At 65.8% G+C, this 16519-nt stretch carries 13 protein-coding genes and 2 pseudogenes; 9 read left to right on the forward strand and 6 right to left on the reverse strand.

All coding sequences use genetic code 11. The features are described 5' to 3' along the window. The 3 genes from I5M_RS07420 to I5M_RS07435 all read left to right on the forward strand — a co-directional run. On the forward strand, positions 1-272 hold a 272-nt coding region (locus I5M_RS07420; RefSeq protein WP_031335756.1), incomplete at its 5' end, for a phosphoribosylaminoimidazolesuccinocarboxamide synthase. Between the two features lie 264 nt (positions 273-536). Next, entirely contained in the window at positions 537-1322 is a 786-nt protein-coding gene (locus I5M_RS07425; protein WP_022720820.1) for a crotonase/enoyl-CoA hydratase family protein, read from the forward strand. A 214-nt stretch (positions 1323-1536) separates the two neighbouring features. Continuing rightward, positions 1537-3762: a SulP family inorganic anion transporter gene (locus I5M_RS07435; RefSeq protein WP_022720822.1), complete on the forward strand. Its 2226-nt coding sequence runs from the start codon at positions 1537-1539 to the stop codon at positions 3760-3762. 345 nt (positions 3763-4107) lie between these two features. Here the strand turns inward: I5M_RS07435 and radC are convergent, their stop codons facing one another. After that, positions 4108-4821 (reverse strand): DNA repair protein RadC, encoded by a 714-nt coding sequence (gene radC / locus I5M_RS07440; protein ID WP_022720823.1) that lies wholly within the window; start codon positions 4819-4821, stop codon positions 4108-4110. Between the two features lie 132 nt (positions 4822-4953). Next, a complete protein-coding gene (locus tag I5M_RS07445) occupies positions 4954-5211 on the reverse strand; it encodes a hypothetical protein (protein ID WP_022720824.1) in 258 nt (85 codons plus the stop codon). A gap of 133 nt (positions 5212-5344) precedes the next feature. Here I5M_RS07445 and I5M_RS07450 point away from each other — a divergent pair, with 133 nt between their 5' ends. The 3 genes from I5M_RS07450 (at position 5345) to I5M_RS07460 (ending at position 8566) form a co-directional block, all read left to right on the forward strand. Beyond that, on the forward strand, positions 5345-6343 hold the full coding sequence (locus I5M_RS07450) for a Ku protein (protein ID WP_022720825.1): 999 nt from the start codon (positions 5345-5347) through the stop codon (positions 6341-6343). Between the two features lie 74 nt (positions 6344-6417). After that, entirely contained in the window at positions 6418-8271 is a 1854-nt protein-coding gene (gene recQ, locus I5M_RS07455) for a DNA helicase RecQ (RefSeq protein WP_022720826.1), read from the forward strand. A 67-nt stretch (positions 8272-8338) separates the two neighbouring features. Beyond that, entirely contained in the window at positions 8339-8566 is a 228-nt protein-coding gene (locus tag I5M_RS07460; protein ID WP_022720827.1) for a zinc ribbon domain-containing protein, read from the forward strand. A 16-nt stretch (positions 8567-8582) separates the two neighbouring features. On the opposite strand, the gene I5M_RS07465 is transcribed toward I5M_RS07460, so the two are convergent. Continuing rightward, positions 8583-8942, reverse strand: coding sequence for a DUF3551 domain-containing protein (locus I5M_RS07465; RefSeq protein ID WP_083909530.1), 360 nt, complete (start codon positions 8940-8942; stop codon positions 8583-8585). Positions 8943-9276: 334 nt separating this feature from the next. Here I5M_RS07465 and I5M_RS07470 point away from each other — a divergent pair, with 334 nt between their 5' ends. Beyond that, positions 9277-10857, forward strand: a complete 1581-nt coding sequence (locus I5M_RS07470; RefSeq protein ID WP_022720829.1) for an AMP-binding protein — start codon at positions 9277-9279, stop codon at positions 10855-10857. An 18-nt stretch (positions 10858-10875) separates the two neighbouring features. Here the strand turns inward: I5M_RS07470 and dnaN are convergent, their stop codons facing one another. From dnaN to rpsT, 3 genes and pseudogenes are all read right to left on the reverse strand, one after another. After that, the gene (gene dnaN / locus I5M_RS07475; protein WP_022720830.1) at positions 10876-11994 is read right to left on the reverse strand and encodes a DNA polymerase III subunit beta; all 1119 of its coding nucleotides are present in this window, start codon (positions 11992-11994) and stop codon (positions 10876-10878) included. 226 nt (positions 11995-12220) lie between these two features. Continuing rightward, positions 12221-13640, reverse strand: a pseudogene (gene dnaA / locus I5M_RS29310) (chromosomal replication initiator protein DnaA). Between the two features lie 1624 nt (positions 13641-15264). After that, positions 15265-15531 (reverse strand): 30S ribosomal protein S20, encoded by a 267-nt coding sequence (gene rpsT / locus I5M_RS07485; protein ID WP_022720831.1) that lies wholly within the window; start codon positions 15529-15531, stop codon positions 15265-15267. A 337-nt stretch (positions 15532-15868) separates the two neighbouring features. Between rpsT and I5M_RS07490 the strand changes: the two genes are divergently transcribed. Then, entirely contained in the window at positions 15869-16186 is a 318-nt protein-coding gene (locus tag I5M_RS07490; protein ID WP_022720832.1) for a hypothetical protein, read from the forward strand. 167 nt (positions 16187-16353) lie between these two features. Continuing rightward, positions 16354-16519: pseudogene (locus tag I5M_RS33565) on the forward strand (peptide-methionine (S)-S-oxide reductase); the annotation flags it as partial.

Consider the following 16519-nt stretch of genomic DNA (forward strand, 5'->3'; position numbering starts at 1 on the left):
CGCGAAAGGATGGCCGCATCATCCTTTTCGACGAAGTGATGACGCCGGACTCCTCCCGCTTCTGGGCCGCCGACGTGTATCAGCCGGGCAAGCCGCAACCGTCGTTCGACAAGCAGCCGCTGCGCGACTATCTCGACGCCGAACGCCGCGCCGGCCGCTGGAACGGCGAAGCCCCGCCGCCGAAGCTGCCGCCCGAGATCGTCGAGGCGACATCCAGGCGCTATCTCGACGCCTATCGGCGACTCACGGGTACCGAGTTGGCGGTGAAGTAACAGCCTTCCAACGTCATTCCGGGGCGCGCGAAGCGCGAACCCGGAATCCGTATCCCCTGGCGCTACGATGCATGCAAGGTGTTGCCACGCCGTGGCACTAACAGAGAGCACAGGGAGTATGGATTCCGGGTTCGCTCGCTACGCGAGCGCCCCGGAATGACGACTTATGAGGATGACCTTTGATAATAATCAACGCGGGATGCTAGGACCTCGTTGATATCAACCTCGCCAAACCCCGCCCAGCCAATCCCGACGGAGTTCCACATGCAAAGCCCCAACACCGTGCTGATCGAGCGCAACGGACCGGTGACGATCATCTCGATCAACCGGCCGGAGCGGCGCAATGCTGTCGACGGGGCGACGGCCAAGAAGCTGTACGACGCTTTCCTGGCGTTCGACGCCGATGCCACCGCCTCGGTGGCGGTGCTGACCGGCGAAGGCGGCACGTTCTGCGCCGGCGCCGATCTCAAGGCGGTGGCGAGCGGCGATGCCGAGCGGGCGCGCGACATCGCCGGCCACAACTCGCCGGCGCCGATGGGCCCGAGCCGGCTGCGGCTGAGCAAGCCGGTGATCGCCGCGATTGAAGGCTACGCGGTGGCGGGCGGTCTTGAACTGGCGCTCTGGGCCGACATGCGGGTCGCGGCCGAAGACGCCACCTTCGGCGTGTTCTGCCGCCGCTTCGGCGTGCCTCTGATCGATCTCGGCACCATCCGGCTGCCGCGGCTGATCGGCCACTCCCACGCCATGGATCTGATCCTCACCGGCCGCCCGGTGTCGGGCACCGAGGCGCACCGCATCGGTCTTGCCAATCGCGTCGTCCGCCGCGGCGAGGCCGCCTTCCAGGCGATCACGCTTGCCAAGGAGATCGCAGCGTTTCCCCAAGCCTGCATGCGCGCGGACCGGCTGTCGGCGCTGCAGCAATGGGACATGCCGGAAGAAGACGCGATCATGAACGAGATGCGCGGCGGCCTGAAGGTCATCGCCTCCGGCGAGACTCTGTCCGGCGCCGAGCGCTTCACCCAAGGCGAAGGCCGGCACGGAAAGTTTTGACCCAGCGTCTCAGTTATCACCAGCATCGCACGGCTGCGTTGCGGTTTGAGGCTCTACGCAACTACGCACTACGTATTTGTCATCGATTTGTCACAATATAGACCTTGTCGCCGCGAGGCGTGGTCGTTAGCAATTTGACCACCGCCCGCGGCGATGCGCCGCGGCGGCAGCGCGGGCGGGGCTTTTCCGACATCGCGATCAGGTCGGAATTGCCATGAATGATCCGCATGTCGCGTCGATTTTTCGGACGCTGCCTTCGACCTCCCCTCGCCGGCTCGTATTTGGAGTAGGCGACGTCCTCGGCGGCGGCGTCGCCGGTCTGCTGACGATTAGTTACGGCCTGTCCTACGCGGCGCTGATTTTCTCCGGCCCGCTGTCGCCCTGGCTGGGCTACGGACTCACCGCGACCTTCATTTCGTCGGCGGCGATCGCCCTGGTGGTGGCGCTCGGCAGTTCATTCCGCTTCGCCGTCGGTGGCGTGGACGGCTCAACCGCAGCGGTCGCCGCCATCCTGGCCAGTTCGATCGCCGAGCGGATGGCCACTCTGCATCCCGATATTCCGGTGCTGCTGCCGGTGTTGCTGACGATGTCGGCCGCCACCGTGCTGACCGGCGCGCTGATGTGCGGGCTCGGCCTGGGCCGCGTCGCCCGCGCCATCCGTTACGTTCCCTATCCGGTGATCGGCGGCTTCCTCGGCGCCACCGGCATTCTGCTGATCTTCGGCGCCGTCAAAGTCGTGACCGGCCGGAGCGTCGGCTGGGACATGCTGTGGGCGCCGCCAGACGAGCGGCAGATCTATCAGCTCGCTGCCGCGGCCGTGTTCGCGCTGATCGTCCGCGAGGCGAGGCGACGCTTCGACAGCGCGCTGTTGCTGCCTGCCCTGCTGATCGCTGCGCTCGGCGCCACGCAGTTCGTGTTCTATCGCTTTGGCATGTCGGCCGCCGACGCTCAGCAGGCGGGCTGGACCTTCGTGGCGCCGCCGTCTTCGTTCGTGCTGCCGTGGCGCAGCGAGGCCATCGCCGAGCTGCCGCTCGACGCTCTGCCGGCGCTGGTCGGCAATATCGTCGCGGTGGTGTTCGTCACCGCCATCACGGCGCTGTTCAACACCACGGGCATCGAGGTCGAAGCCCAGGCCGAGGCTGATCTCGACCGCGAACTCGGCGTCACCGGCATCGCCAATGTGCTGGCCGGTGCGCTCGGCGGCTATTCGGGCTGCATCTCGATCAGCCGGTCGCTGCTCAACCATCGCAGTGGGGGACGTGGCCGCGGCTCCGGCCTGATCGTCGCCGCGATGGCGGCCGCGATGCTGGTGCTGGATCCGGCGGTGCTGGCCTATGTGCCGAAATTCCTGCTCGGCGGCCTTCTGCTCGGGCTCGGCGCCAGCCAGCTCAAGCGCTGGACCATTTCGTCACTGCGGCGCCTGTCGGCCGCCGAATATCTGTCGCTGATCGCGATCGCGGTGATCATCCTGCATTCCGGCTTCATCGCCGGCGTGCTGATCGGCGTCCTGATCGGCTGCACCACCTTCGCGGTCAGCGCCTCGCGGATCAGCTCGATCAAATTCGGTTTCAACGCCACCGAATATCGCTCGTCGCTCGACCGCGCCCCGGCCGAGATGGCGCTCCTCGGCGCCCACGGCACCGAGATCCAGGGCCTCAACCTGCAGAGCTATCTGTTCTTCGGCTCGGCCAATCGGCTGTATCAGCACGTCAAGGCGCTGCTGCACGACTACCCCGAATGCCGTCACTTGGTGTTCGACTTCAGCCTGGTCAACGGGCTGGATTCGTCGGCCGCCTATTCGTTCGACCAGATCAAACGGCTGGCGCGCGAGCGCGGCGCCCGGCTGGTGCTGGTCAATCTGGCGCCGCGGCTCGACGGCGCACTACGCAGCAGCGGCTTCATCTCAGGCGATGTCGTGCTGATGCGAGAACTCGATCGCGCGCTGGAATGGTGCGAGAACGAGCTGATCGCCCGCCACGCGACAGGTCGCTCCGGCGAGGTCCACGATCTGGCCGGATGGCTTGCCGGCGTGCTCGGCGGCGACGCAATGGCGGACGAACTGATCCGCCGCTGCCGCCGCGTCGTGGTCCGCGCCGGCGACGTCATCGCCCATGCCGGAGAGCCGGCGTCCTCGATGCATTTCATCGTCGAAGGCCGCGTCAACATCGTCGTGCCGGCTGAAGACGGCGGCACCATGCGGGTCCGCAGTCTCGGCCGCTTCACCACCGTGGGCGAGATGGGCATGGTCTCCGGCCGCCCCCGCAGCGCCACCATCGAGGCCGACACCGATTCGACCCTGTACGCGCTGCCGGCCGATCAGTTCGAGCTGATCAAGGCCGAACATCCGGAACTGGCGCAGGCGCTGCTGGTGTACTTCATGTCGGTGATGGCCGAGCGCCTCGGATTTGCCAATCGTACGATCGCGGTGCTGCGGCGCTGACGGCGATTACTGGCGACGAACCGCGGACCCTTCGTCATTGCGAGCGAAGCGAAGCAATCCAGCGCAGTGCACGGAGCTGGATTGCTTCGTCGCTGCGCTCCTCGCAATGACGGTGGAGAGACTGGAGCGCAAGACGCAGCTACTCACGGATTTCGTCTGCGCTTCTACGCAAACTCCGTAATCCTGAGGTGCCGCCGCGAAGCGGCGGCCTCGAAGGATGAGCCGCAGGTACGCGCGGCCGCATCCTTCGAGGCTCGCCCTGCGGGCGAGCGCCTCAGGATGACGACTCAGTGCAGATCGCCGCGCACAGCGCAACCAATCGGAGGGTCACCTGCAGGTCGCATCTCAAATCAGCTTCAGCCCCTTCAGACTCGCATGGCCGTTCTTGCCGACGATGATATGGTCGTGCACCGAGATGCCGAGCGGGTCGGCGATGCCCATGATGGTCTTGGTCATCTGGATGTCGGACTGCGACGGTGTCGGATCGCCGGAGGGGTGGTTGTGCACCATGATGACCGCGGTCGCGGATAGTTCGAGCGCGCGCTTGACGATCTCGCGCGGGTAGACGGGTGTATGGTCGACGGTGCCGGTCTGCTGTAGTTCGTCGGCGATGAGCTGATTACGCTTGTCGAGAAACAGGATGCGGAACTGCTCCTTGTCGGCGAACGCCATCGCGGTGCGGCAATAGTCGATCACCGCGCTCCACGACGATAGCACCGTACGATTCTTGAGCTGCCCTTTGGCGACGCGCGCGGACGTTGCGGCGATCAGTTTGATCTCGGTGATCGCCGCTTCGCCCAGTCCTTCGACTTCGCGCAGCCGCGTCTCCGGCGCGTGAACGGCTTCGGCGAACGAGCCGAACCGCGCTATCAGGGATTTGGCAAGCGGCTTGACGTCGCGCCGCGGCAGCGCACGGAACAGCACCAGCTCCATCAGTTCGTAGTCCGACAGCGCGTCGGCGCCGGCCTCGCGAAAGCGCTCACGCAGACGCTCGCGGTGGCCGTGATAATGCGGCGCTTCGGCGAAGCCGGTACGGCCGGTCTGTTCGGAGCTGTCCATCGAGCAATCGCAAATGCACAATCGAAATGTCGGCGGCGAAACCGCCAGCTTAACCATGCCGCGGACGGTGGCATTTGCAACCGGGAAAACTGACGAAGCACAGCGGCCGCGCTGTCGCAGCCGCGCCGCCGCTCAATCCGCCGTCGGCAATCGCCGCATGGTGAATTCGATGGTGTCGCCGGGCAATTCGCGCCAGCTTTCGACGCCGCTCATATAGGCGGCCTTAGGCCAGGCCTCGAGGAATTCCCGCGCCTTGGCGCGCGCTGCCGGACGCGGCAGCGTGAAGGTCTCGCGCAGGAAGCCGTCGGCCGGCTGGCGCCGTGCAATCCGCGTCGCCAGATCGCGCGGCGTGGCGCCTCGACCTTGCCCCCCCCGCGAACGATCGACCATGTTCCAGACTCCGCTACCTTCTTTCCAACTAAGATAAGCCATGCCGGGAACGAATCCGAGTCCTGCGCCTTGAGTCCGGTTTTCGGGGCCTCCGGGTCCGCGCGCGTTCAGTCTAGTTCAGTGGAGTATGCGTATGGCCCCCCGCGCCAACTGGAAAGGCTTCCTACGTCTTTCGCTGGTGACCTGCCCGGTGGCGTTGTTTCCGGCCACGTCCGATGCCGAAAAGATCAGCTTCAACCAGATCAACCGCAAGACCGGCCACCGGATCAAATACCTCAAGGTCGACGCCGAAACCGGCGACGAGGTCGATGCCGACGACATCATGAAGGGCTACAAGGTCGATACCGACAGCTATGTCGAGATCACAAGGGACGAACTCGACAATATCGCGCTGGAATCCACCCGCACCATCGAGATCGATCAGTTTGTGCCCAAGAGCGAGATCGATGAATTGTATCTGGTACGCCCTTACTACATCGTGCCGGACGGCAAGGTCGGCCACGACGCCTACGCGGTGATCCGCGAGACCATCCGGGCGATGGACCGGGTGGCGCTGGCGCGGGTGGTGCTGACCAACCGCGAACACGTCATCGCGCTGGAAGCCCGCGACAACGGTCTCGTCGGCATGCTGCTGCGCTATCCCTACGAGGTGCGCGATGCCGCCGATTACTTCGACGAGATCCAGGATGTGAAGATCACCAAGGACATGCTCGACCTCGCCAAGCACATCGTCGAACAGAAGTCCGGCCACTTCCAGCCGGATCTGTTCGAGGATCACTATGAGAGCGCGCTGACCGAGCTGATCAACAAGAAGGTCAGCGGCCTGCCGATCGCCGCCCAGGCGCGGCCGAAGGGCGATAACGTCGTCGACCTGATGGAGGCGCTGCGCAAGAGCCTCGGCGACAGCAAGAGCGGCGGCAAAGCCGCCGCGCCGGAGCGGGCCGAGAAGCCCGCCAAGGCCGCGCCCAAGGCAGCTCCGAAGCCAAAGAAACGCAAGACTGCGGCCGGTCAAAAGGAGATGCTGCTGCCGATCTCCGGCAGCGGCGCCGGCAAGGCCAAAGAGGACGCGACCACGCCCCGCAAGCTGGCGCGCGGCACCGCTTCGAACGCCAAAGCCCGCAAGGCCGGCTGACGCCGCAACGGCGGGGCAGACACCAAGCGGCGCAGTGAGCTATAGGACGGCATGTCCTGCCGTCCGTGCCTGCCATGAAACCTGCCCCGTTTGCTGCCGATGATGAACTCGGCACCCGCGCGCATGCGCTGCTCGGCTCGGTGTTCGGGCTGCCGTCATTCCGCGGCTCGCAGGAACAGATCGTCCGCCACGTCGCCTCGGGCAATCACTGCCTAGTGCTGATGCCGACCGGCGGCGGCAAGTCGCTGTGCTACCAATTGCCGGCGCTGCTGCGCGACGGCTGCGGCATCGTGGTGTCACCGCTGATCGCGCTGATGCGCGACCAGGTGGCCGGGCTGCTGGAAGCCGGCGTGCGCGCCGCGGCGCTGAATTCGACGCTGGCGCCATGGGAAGCGGATGAGATCGAGCAGCAGCTCGTGAGCGGCGAGCTCGATCTGCTCTACGTCGCGCCCGAGCGGCTGCTGACGCCGCGCACGCTGGCGCTGCTGGCGCGGGCAAAAATCGCGTTGTTCGCGATCGACGAGGCGCATTGCGTCTCGCAATGGGGCCACGACTTCCGCCCGGAATATGTCGGGCTGTCTGCGATCGCGGAGAAATTCCCGAACGTGCCGCGCATCGCGCTGACGGCGACCGCCGACTCGCTGACGCGGCGCGAGATCGCCGAACGGCTCGGCCTCGGCGACGCGCGCTGCTTCGTCTCCAGCTTCGACCGTCCCAACATCCGCTACGCGATCGTCGACAAGCGCAACGGCCCGGCGCAGCTCGAAGCCTTCATCCGCGACCGCCACATGGGCGAATCCGGCGTGGTGTATTGCCTGTCGCGCGCCAAGGTCGAAGCCGTCGCCACCAGCCTGGTCAAGGCCGGCATCCCGGCGCTGCCCTATCACGCCGGGCTCGACGCCAACGTTCGGGCGCGGCATCAGGACCGCTTCATCAACGAGGACGGCGTGGTGATCGTCGCCACCATCGCGTTCGGCATGGGCATCGACAAGCCCGACGTCCGCTTCGTCGCGCATCTTGATCTGCCCAAGAGCATCGAGGCTTACTACCAAGAGACGGGTCGCGCCGGCCGCGACGGCAAGCCTTCCGAGGCCTGGATGCTGTACGGCCTCGCCGACATCGTGCAGCAGCGCCGCATGATCGACGAGAGTACCGGCTCGGACGCCTTCAAGCGCGTCTCGCTCGGCAAGCTCGACGCGCTGGTCGGCCTCGCCGAGACCGCCGGCTGCCGCCGCACCAGGCTGCTCGGCTATTTCGGCGAGACGCCGTCGTTCGAGCGCTGCGGTAATTGCGACAACTGCCTGCAGCCGCCACAGCTGATCGACGGCAGCGTCGCGGCGCAGAAGCTGTTGTCCTGCGCTTATCGCACCGGGCAGCGCTTCGGCGCCCAGCATCTGATCGACGTGCTGCTCGGCCGGCTGACCGAGCGCGCAACGGAGTTCGGCCACGACAAATTATCGGTGTTCGGCATCGGCCGCGAATTCGACGAGAAGCAGTGGCGCAGCGTGATCCGGCAATTGGTCGCGTCCGGCCATCTGGTGCCGGACAGCGAGGCGTTCGGTGCGCTGAAGCTGACCGAGACTTCGCGCGCCGTGCTGAAGGGCGAAACGAAAGTGATGCTGCGCGAACAGCCGGCCGGACGCGCGCCCCGGGTCAAGTCGCGCCGCGGCGATCTGGTCGGCGCCGCGCCGCAGCTCAGCAACGGCGATCAGCCGCTTTTCGCGGCGCTCAAGGCCTGGCGAGCCGAGACCGCCAAGAGCCGCGGCGTGCCGGCCTATGTGGTGCTGCACGATGCGACGCTCGACGGCATCGCGATGACGAAGCCGCGCTCGCTCGATCAGCTCCGCGGCATCCCCGGCATCGGCGACAAGAAGCTCGAACACTACGGCCGCGAATTGCTGGCGGTGATCGAGGCGGCACAGCGGTAATCAGTACGGCGGTCGGCTGGTCCGTTTCCTGCAAAGCTCGCTGCAACAAGCTTTCGGAGACCCGATCATGCCGCTTTACAGCTTTCATTGTCCGACATGCGACAAAGACAGCGAACTGCTCGTGGGCTTCGACGATAAGCCGCGCTGCCCGCATTGCGGCGGTCGCAAGATGGCGCGGCTGGTGTCGCGGCCCGCCCCGCCCGGCAAAAGCAAGGGCGTGGTCAAGGCCGCCCGCGCGCAGGCCGCGCGCGAGGGCCATCTGTCGAATTTCAGCCGCAAGGAGCGCGGCCTGTAATTGTGCCGACCACCGATCACTCGACCGGATAGCCGTCATAAGCGCCGTAGCCCGGCGCATAGCCGCCCCGCGGCGCGTAGGCGTAGCTCGATCTGAAGTCGCCGGCCGGCGCAGTGCCATAGGCCATGCCATAGGCTGGGCCGTAGCCGCCGCCCCAAGCCAAATAACGCGGGTTCGCGACGCAATTGCCGCCGGTGCCGCGAGTTGTGTAGCGGCACGCCTCGAAACTGGCGTAGTTGCAATTGCCCGGATAACCCTGCAGCGCGCCCTGCTTGCAATAGGGATATTCGACACCCGCTGCGGCGGGCTGTGCGGTGACGAACTGCGTTGCGCCGAGCGAGCCGAGGGCCAGTGCGGCCAAGGCCAAATATCTCATCGTCATCTCCTTTGGTTAGCAGTGCATCGCGTCGCGCGAGACCTGCCAGCCAACGGTGCGGTGCGGTAGACGTTCCGACCGAGGCGACGCCGCCGTTGCGACCGATCGTCCCGCAACCGGACATGCAGGCGGCGTCCGAGTTCGCGCATCGGGCTACTCGGCCTCGTAACGGCCGCCCAGAAGTCTCGTGCCCGGCGACATTGCGGCGCGCGCAAGCGTGCATTCGCACCGGAGAATTGCGCGCCCCTGCGGTCGATGGCACAAGCTCGACAGATCGCCGCGATGGCAGGCGGAAGAAGCACAAGCGCGGGACAACCGCGAAGCGGGAGGAACGATGAAAGAGATCGAAGCGCCGGGCGTGGTGTCGCCATTCGCCGGCATGGATGTGCCGTGGCTGCTGAACATGCAGGCGCGGACGCGCGGCGACCATCCGTTCGTGATCTCGGCGCCGTTCGATGCGCCCGCGCGGGTCTGGACTTATCGCGAGTTTCACGACCGCGTCGGCGCGCTGGCAGCCGGGCTGGCCAGGCGCGGCGTGCGCAGCGGCGACGCGGTGCTGATCCATCTCGACAACTGCGCCGAATTCCTGCTCGCCTGGTTCGCCTGCGTCGAGCTCGGCGCGCTGGCAGTGACCACCAATACGCGCTCCGCCGCCGCCGAAATCGCGTACTTCGCCGATCACTGCGGCGCCGTTGCCGCCATCACACAGCCGGCCTATGCGGACCTGATCGGGGCGAATTGCAAGCAGCTGTCCTGGATCGCCGTGATTGATCACGACCCGGGCGCCGCCAAGCCGGTTACTCCGATCGCCAAAACGGAGTCGTTCGCCAGCCTGTTCGGTTACAGTGCCGACCGGCCGCGCCGCGTCACCAATCCGGCCGCGCCGTGCAGCGTGCAGTACACTTCGGGGACGACGTCGCGGCCCAAGGCGGTGCTGTGGACTCACGCCAACGCGCTGTGGGGCGCCAAGATCAACGCCGCGCACCAGACGCTGCGCGCCGCCGACGTTCACTTCGCTTACTTGCCGCTGTTCCACACCAATGCGCTGGCCTATTCGATGCTGTCATCGCTGTGGGTCGGCGGCACCGTGGTGATCCAGCCGCGCTTCTCGGCGAGCCGGTTCTGGAAGGTGGCGACCGAGCATCGCTGCACCTGGATGTCGACCATCGCGTTCTGCCTCAAGGCGCTGATGGAGCAGGAGCGGCCGGCGCTGCATCATTTCCGGATGTGGGGCACCGCGGTCGCCGATCCGCCGGCCTTTGCGTCGTTCGACGTTCCGACGATCGGCTGGTGGGGCATGACCGAGACCATCACCCACGGCATCATCGCCGAGGCCGACCAGCCCAACACGCCGAACGCCATCGGCCGCGCCGCGCCGGAATATGCGCTGCGCATCGTCGGCGACGACGGCGCGCCGACGCAGGTCGGCGAAACCGGCAATCTGCTGATCAAGGGCGTGCCCGGGCTGTCGCTGTTCAAAGAGTATCTGCACAACGCCGAAGCGACGCGGCAAAGCTTCGACGAGTTCGGCTACTTCATCACCGGCGATCGCGTCACGCTGCTCGACCACGGCTTCATCCGCTTCGGCGACCGCGCCAAGGACATGCTCAAGGTCGGCGGCGAGAACGTCGCGGCGTCGGAGATCGAGCAGGTGGTGATCACCGTGGCGGGCGTGCGCGAGGCCGCAGTGGTGGCCAAGAAGCACCCGATGCTCGACGAGGTGCCGGTGGTGTTCGTGATCCCGCAAGGCGGCGTCGAACGCGCCGCGCCGGATCTCGGCGACAAGGTCTTGGCGGCGTGCAGCGCGCAGCTCGCCGACTTCAAGCGGCCGCGCGAAGTGCGGCTGGTCGACGACATGCCGCGCTCGACCCTGGAGAAGGTTGCCAAGGCAGAGCTGCGGAAGATGCTGGAGTGAGGCGCGGCGAACGCGCCGCTATACCCGCATCGGCATCAGCACATACAGCGCGCTGAGCGAGTCGCGATCCTGAATCAGGGTCGGCGATCCGGGATCGGCGAGCTTGAGCACCGCGACCTCGCCCTCGATCTGGGCGGCGATGTCGAGCAGATAGCGCGAGTTGAAGCCGATATCGAGCGCATCCGAGGCGTACTCGACCTCGAGCTCTTCGGTGGCGCTGCCGGAATCCGGGTTGGTCACCGACAGCACCAGCTTGCCGGCCGACAGCGCCAGCTTCACGGCGCGGCCGCGCTCCGACGAGATGGTCGAGACGCGGTCGACCGCGGCTTCGAAATCCTTCTTGTCGACGACCAGTTCCTTGTCGTTGTTCTGCGGAATGACGCGGCCGTAGTCCGGGAAGGTGCCGTCGATCAGCTTGGAGGTCAGCACCACATTGCCGATGCTGAGGCGTATCTTGCCGGCCGACAGCTCGATGCCGATCTCGGCCTCGCTGTCTTCGATCAGCCGCTGCACTTCGCCGACCGTCTTGCGCGGCACGATCACGCCCGGCATGCCGGCAGCGCCGGCGGGCTGCGGCAGATCGATCTGCGCCAGGCGATGGCCGTCGGTGGCGACCGCGCGTAGCGTCGCCGCCTTGGCGGTGCCGGCGGTGTGCAGATAGATGCCGTTGAGATAGTAGCGCGTCTCTTCGGTGGAGATCGCGAACTGGGTGCGATCGATCAGCCGCTTGACGTCGGACGCCGTCAGCTTGAACGAATGGCTCATCTCGCCGGCGGCGAGATCCGGAAAGTCGCTCTCCGGCAGCGTCTGCAGCGTGAAGCGCGAGCGGCCGGCGCGGATCGCCAGCACCGAACGGTCGCCATCGCTCTCCAGCACGATCTGCGAGCCGTCCGGCAGCTTGCGGACGATGTCGTAGAACATGTGCGCCGGCACCGTGGTCGAACCGCCGGTCGCGGTTTCGGCCGGCAGCGTCTCGGTGACTTCGAGATCGAGGTCGGTCGCCTTCAGCGCCAGCTGGGCGTTCTCGGCGCGCAGCAGCACGTTACCCAGGATCGGAATGGTGTTGCGGCGTTCGACGACGCGGTGGACGTGCCCCAGCGCCTTGAGAAGTTGCGCGCGTTCGACCGTAACCTTCATTGCAAGACCCGCCTGATCCGTCCCGCACCGAGCCGATGGAGCTGCCGGATGAATTGGAGATGCCCGGCGGCCTGGATCGGCGCCGGAGCGAGGAGACCCGGCGGTTCGAGCGACCCGCAGGGGGGCCGCAGCGTGGCGTGGTTGCGCGCCGGACGCAAGGGTGCGGCGCCCCCACCGGGTCGAATTTCCCCGAAATTTGCTTAAAGGCCGAATCTCGGCCTCGAGCCTAGTCCTGAAGCTGGCGCTTCAGCGACTCGACCTCGTCGTTGAGCGTGTTGTCCTTGGACACCAGCCCTTCGATCTTGCGCACGGCGTGCAGCACCGTGGTGTGATCGCGCCCGCCGAAGCGGCGGCCGATCTCCGGCAGCGAGCGCAGCGTCAGCGTCTTGGCGAGGTACATCGCCACCTGACGCGGACGCACCACATTGGCGGTGCGGCGCGACGACAGCAGGTCGGAGCGGCTGACATTGTACTGCCGGGCGACGACGCGCTGGATGTCTTCGATCTTGATGCGCTTCGGCTCCGACGGGCGGATCAGGTCGCGCACTTCGTGCTCGGCCATCTCCAGCGTCACCGGCTGATTGTTCAGCTTGGAATGCGCCAGCAGGCGATTGATGGCGCCTTCGAGATCGCGGCCGTTATGGGTGATCGAGCGCGCGAGATATTCGAGCACCTGCTGCGGCACGTCGAAGCTGGCGTGATGCGCGCGCGCGGCGACGACGCGGGACTTCAGGATGCCGAGCCGCAGGTCTTCGCCGAGCTGCGCCATCTCGACGACGAGGCCGCCGGCGAGACGCGAACGCACGCGTTCGTCGAGGCTTTCGAGATCCGACGGCGGACGATCGGCCGCGACCACGACCTGACGGCCGGCGTCGATCAGCGCGTTCAGCGTGTGGCAGAACTCGGCCTGGGTGGTCTTGCCCTGCAGGAACTGCAGATCGTCGATCACCAGCACGTCGATGCCGCGCAGCGCTTCCTTGAAGGCGATCGCCGTCTGAGTCTTCAGCGCGGCGACGAAGCCGTACATGAACTTCTCTGCGGTGAGATACAGCACCTTGCGTTCGCCGCCGGCATTGCGGGCCCACGTCACGGCCTGCAGCAGATGCGTTTTGCCGAGGCCGACACCGGATTGAATGTAGAGCGGATTGAACATCACCGGATCGCCGCGGCGGCCTTCGGCACCTGTTTGGGGCGGCATGCGCCAGCGTGTTGGAGCGGCCGACCACGAAGCTGGCGAACGTCAGCCGCGGATCGAGCGGCGAACCGCCGAGCGCATCATGGCTGGCGCTGACCGGCGTTGCGGCAGTCCCGCGCGGCTCGCTGCCGCCGCGGGCTTCTTCGCGGCGCGCTTCGACCGGCGCGGCAGTTTCCTTCACCGGCGTATTGCTGCGCACCGGCGAGCGAACGGTCAGATCGATGCGGCAGACTTCCGGCAGTTCGGCCTGCCAGCAGTTCAGCACCTTTTCCGAATAGTGCGTCTGAATCCAGCTCTTCAGGAAACGGGTCGGCACCGACAGGTGCACGCTCTCGTCGTGCACGCTCTCCAGATCCATCCGCGCGAACCAACTCGAGTAAACGTCCTCCCCGACGGTCGAGCGCAGACGGCCCTTCACGCGTGACCAGCGATCCTGTTCCATATTCGACATTGCTTTGGCTTTTCGAGTTGAGAGAGACGGGTCGTCGATGCCGGCGCTGCGATGAGGCGATCATCCTGCTGCGACCAAGCGCTTCGATCTGGCGATGAGTGGATTTCAGCCACGGCTCCGCCGCACGACGCATTCGCGCCGACGTCAGATCAGGGCCGAAGGAGGAGCCGACCGATCAGGTCAGGTCAGCAGGCGTCTCGACAATCGATCATGCGCACGAAAGCGCGACCGGTCGAACGACAAGGGGAAATCGCAAAGGTCGATGAATCGATGAAGCGGAATACCGGCGGTCAGCAATGATGATGAAATCGCGGATCGATAGCACATGAAACCTCCCCCACCCGCTGCGCTCGCACGCACCGGGATGTCGTCAAACCCCGAGTCTAATCCGTATTCCAGCCGCGTCGCCGTCGTCCGTTACGACAGCCCGGATGCTCGGCTCATGACCTGCACGTGAGCACCCGCAACGAGCGCACACGCGATTTCAGACATGGCTTCGCCGGTCCCACATTTCTATGGGTTGCACTCCGGCCGTCGTTTGGAAAACGCCGCCAACACGCATATCGCCGCCGATCTGCATGCCCGCCCATGGTTCTCAAACCGCGCTGATCTGAAGAGCCGAGGGCGCCGCGGACGGGTTAAGAAATACACGAGCCTCCCAGCGAGGCAACGACAATGATTGGTCGTCTACGCTCAGAGCTTGGGCGAAGCAGTGAGCAGGTCGGCGAACTAATTCTTTGCGCCCGCCCAAGATTTTGAATCTGTGCGCAGATTCGTTTTGTGCCGACGACGTGACATTTCCGTCTCATGCTCAAAAGAATTTCATGAATCCTTTACCTTTGCGGCGGAGCCAACCGCGTTTTCCAACCGCTCCTCTTCGCTTTGCCGATAAGTGGTTCGACGTCCGCCGTTTTTCGTGTGCGCTCGGACAGGGTAACCCTCGCGGCGAAAACCGCCCGACGGCGCTGCAGGAGGCCCGCGCGTCCTGTCAAGCGTCTCATGAATGAGTAGAGTTAACGCTGTGCCCCAATGGTTTCTTGAATTCGTCAAATTGTCATGACGCGCCCCCGCGTGCGACGCAGCACGCAGCGATGCATCACATCCGTAACGATCAGTAGGAGTACGAGGTTAGGGAGTCCGTTGTCCGCCTCGTTACCACACGAGGGACGACGTTCCGGAAGATGAAGCGGCGGGATGAAAAGATCCTAGGCGAGCGCTCTCGAAGGTAAGCAGTCTGCTGTTCGATCTGACACACGCATCGCGCGCGCCTCCCACCCATCGGATGAGCGGCAGTTCCTTAGCGCGGCGACAACAGCGGACCCGTTCGGAAGTTAGTCCGCGGCGAAGGACAACAATCGGCGCAGCTGCGCGGCGACAGGACAACTTGACCACGGCCGCGCGGTGCGAGGACAAGGATCACAACTCAGCAACGGCATCGGCCGTCGCAGAACTGAACCTGGCTCGACGTCGACGAAGATCCGTGCCGCTCGTGCCTGGCGCTGCCGGGCCGGACACCGAATCTTGGAGACAAAGAATCTTGGAGACAAAAAAATGCCCGGCTCGGCCGGGCATCGGTCGTCGTGGTCGCAAGCCGGATGTCCGGATCGGACTTCCGGCGATGCGCTTACTGCGCGAGCTTGGCGATCCGGCTGGCGAGGCGCGACACCTTACGGCTCGCGGCGTTCTTATGGATGATGTTGCGCTGGGCGGCGCGCATCAGTTCCGGCTCGGCGCGCGCCATCGCCTTCACGGCGGCGTCACGGTCGCCACTGGCGATCGCCTCTTCGACGGTCCGGACCGATCCGCGCATCTGAGTGCGGCGCGACTTGTTCACCGCGGTGCGACGGGCGATCTTGCGGGTCGCTTTCTTGGCGGAAGACGTATTGGCCATGTTCTCTCAAATCCTGCGGCGGCCCCGTTACGGAGAGGCCGGGCTGAAGGCGAACCCGCTCGAAGCGGTTCCGCGTGACGTTCCGGATGTTCGTGGGTATCGTTCCTGGGCGCCGGGCGCGCTAAACCGCAGCCTTCGTCCAAAGAACATCGGCGGCAGGATCGCCCCACCGCCATCGCCGCGCCTTATAGAGCCCCAGGGCCGCAGCGTCAACGGTCGAGCCGATCCGTCCGGACGTTTCGGCCGCTGGCGATCTGCCTTTCCTGCGCGGTTGAATTCGCCGCTAGCGCCCGCTAAGCCCGGCAGCGGGGACGGCTAGCCAGATTTCGGGGTGAGGATGATCCGCGGGTTCTTTCGACTGATCGGTCTGTTGCTGCTCACCGGCGGATTCATCTTTCTGGTCTATGACGGCGCCCGCTCGGTCGCCGATGGCACCGTGCAATGGACCCGGCTCGGCGACTTCTGGAACGACTTCCATCAGTCCAGCCAGCAGGCCGTGCGGGTGTGGGCCGAGCAGACCGCGCCCTGGCTCTGGACCAATGTGCTCAAGCTGCTGCTGGCGCAGCCGACCTTCGCGGTGCTGGGCGTGCTCGGCATCCTGCTGATGCTGATGTTCCGCCCGCGCAAGCCGCTGATCGGCTACGCCCGCGACTAACGCGGCGCCGCACTGCGGCGGACCGCCGCCGCAGGTAACGATCTTCCGCGGTGGACGTAGAGACCTATATCCGAAACAATTGAGAGCCGGAGGCAACAGCGCTCAGCAGCGCCGATGCCGGCGCTCTCGCATGCGCGCCGCGGCAACGCGGGCGCCAGGAGGTGACCATGTTCTTCATGCGCAAATCCCCCACCATGCCGGCCGCCGACGAAGCCCTCCCCGGCCGTAAGGCCGCGATCCCGACCGCCACCACGCACTTCGTCAACGGCCACCGGCTGCAGCCCCCGTTCCCGGCCGGGCTGCAACAGGCGGTGTTCGGATTGGGCTGCTTCT

It is taken from the genome of Rhodopseudomonas sp. B29, assembly GCF_000333455.1.
Lineage (GTDB): Bacteria > Pseudomonadota > Alphaproteobacteria > Rhizobiales > Xanthobacteraceae > Rhodopseudomonas.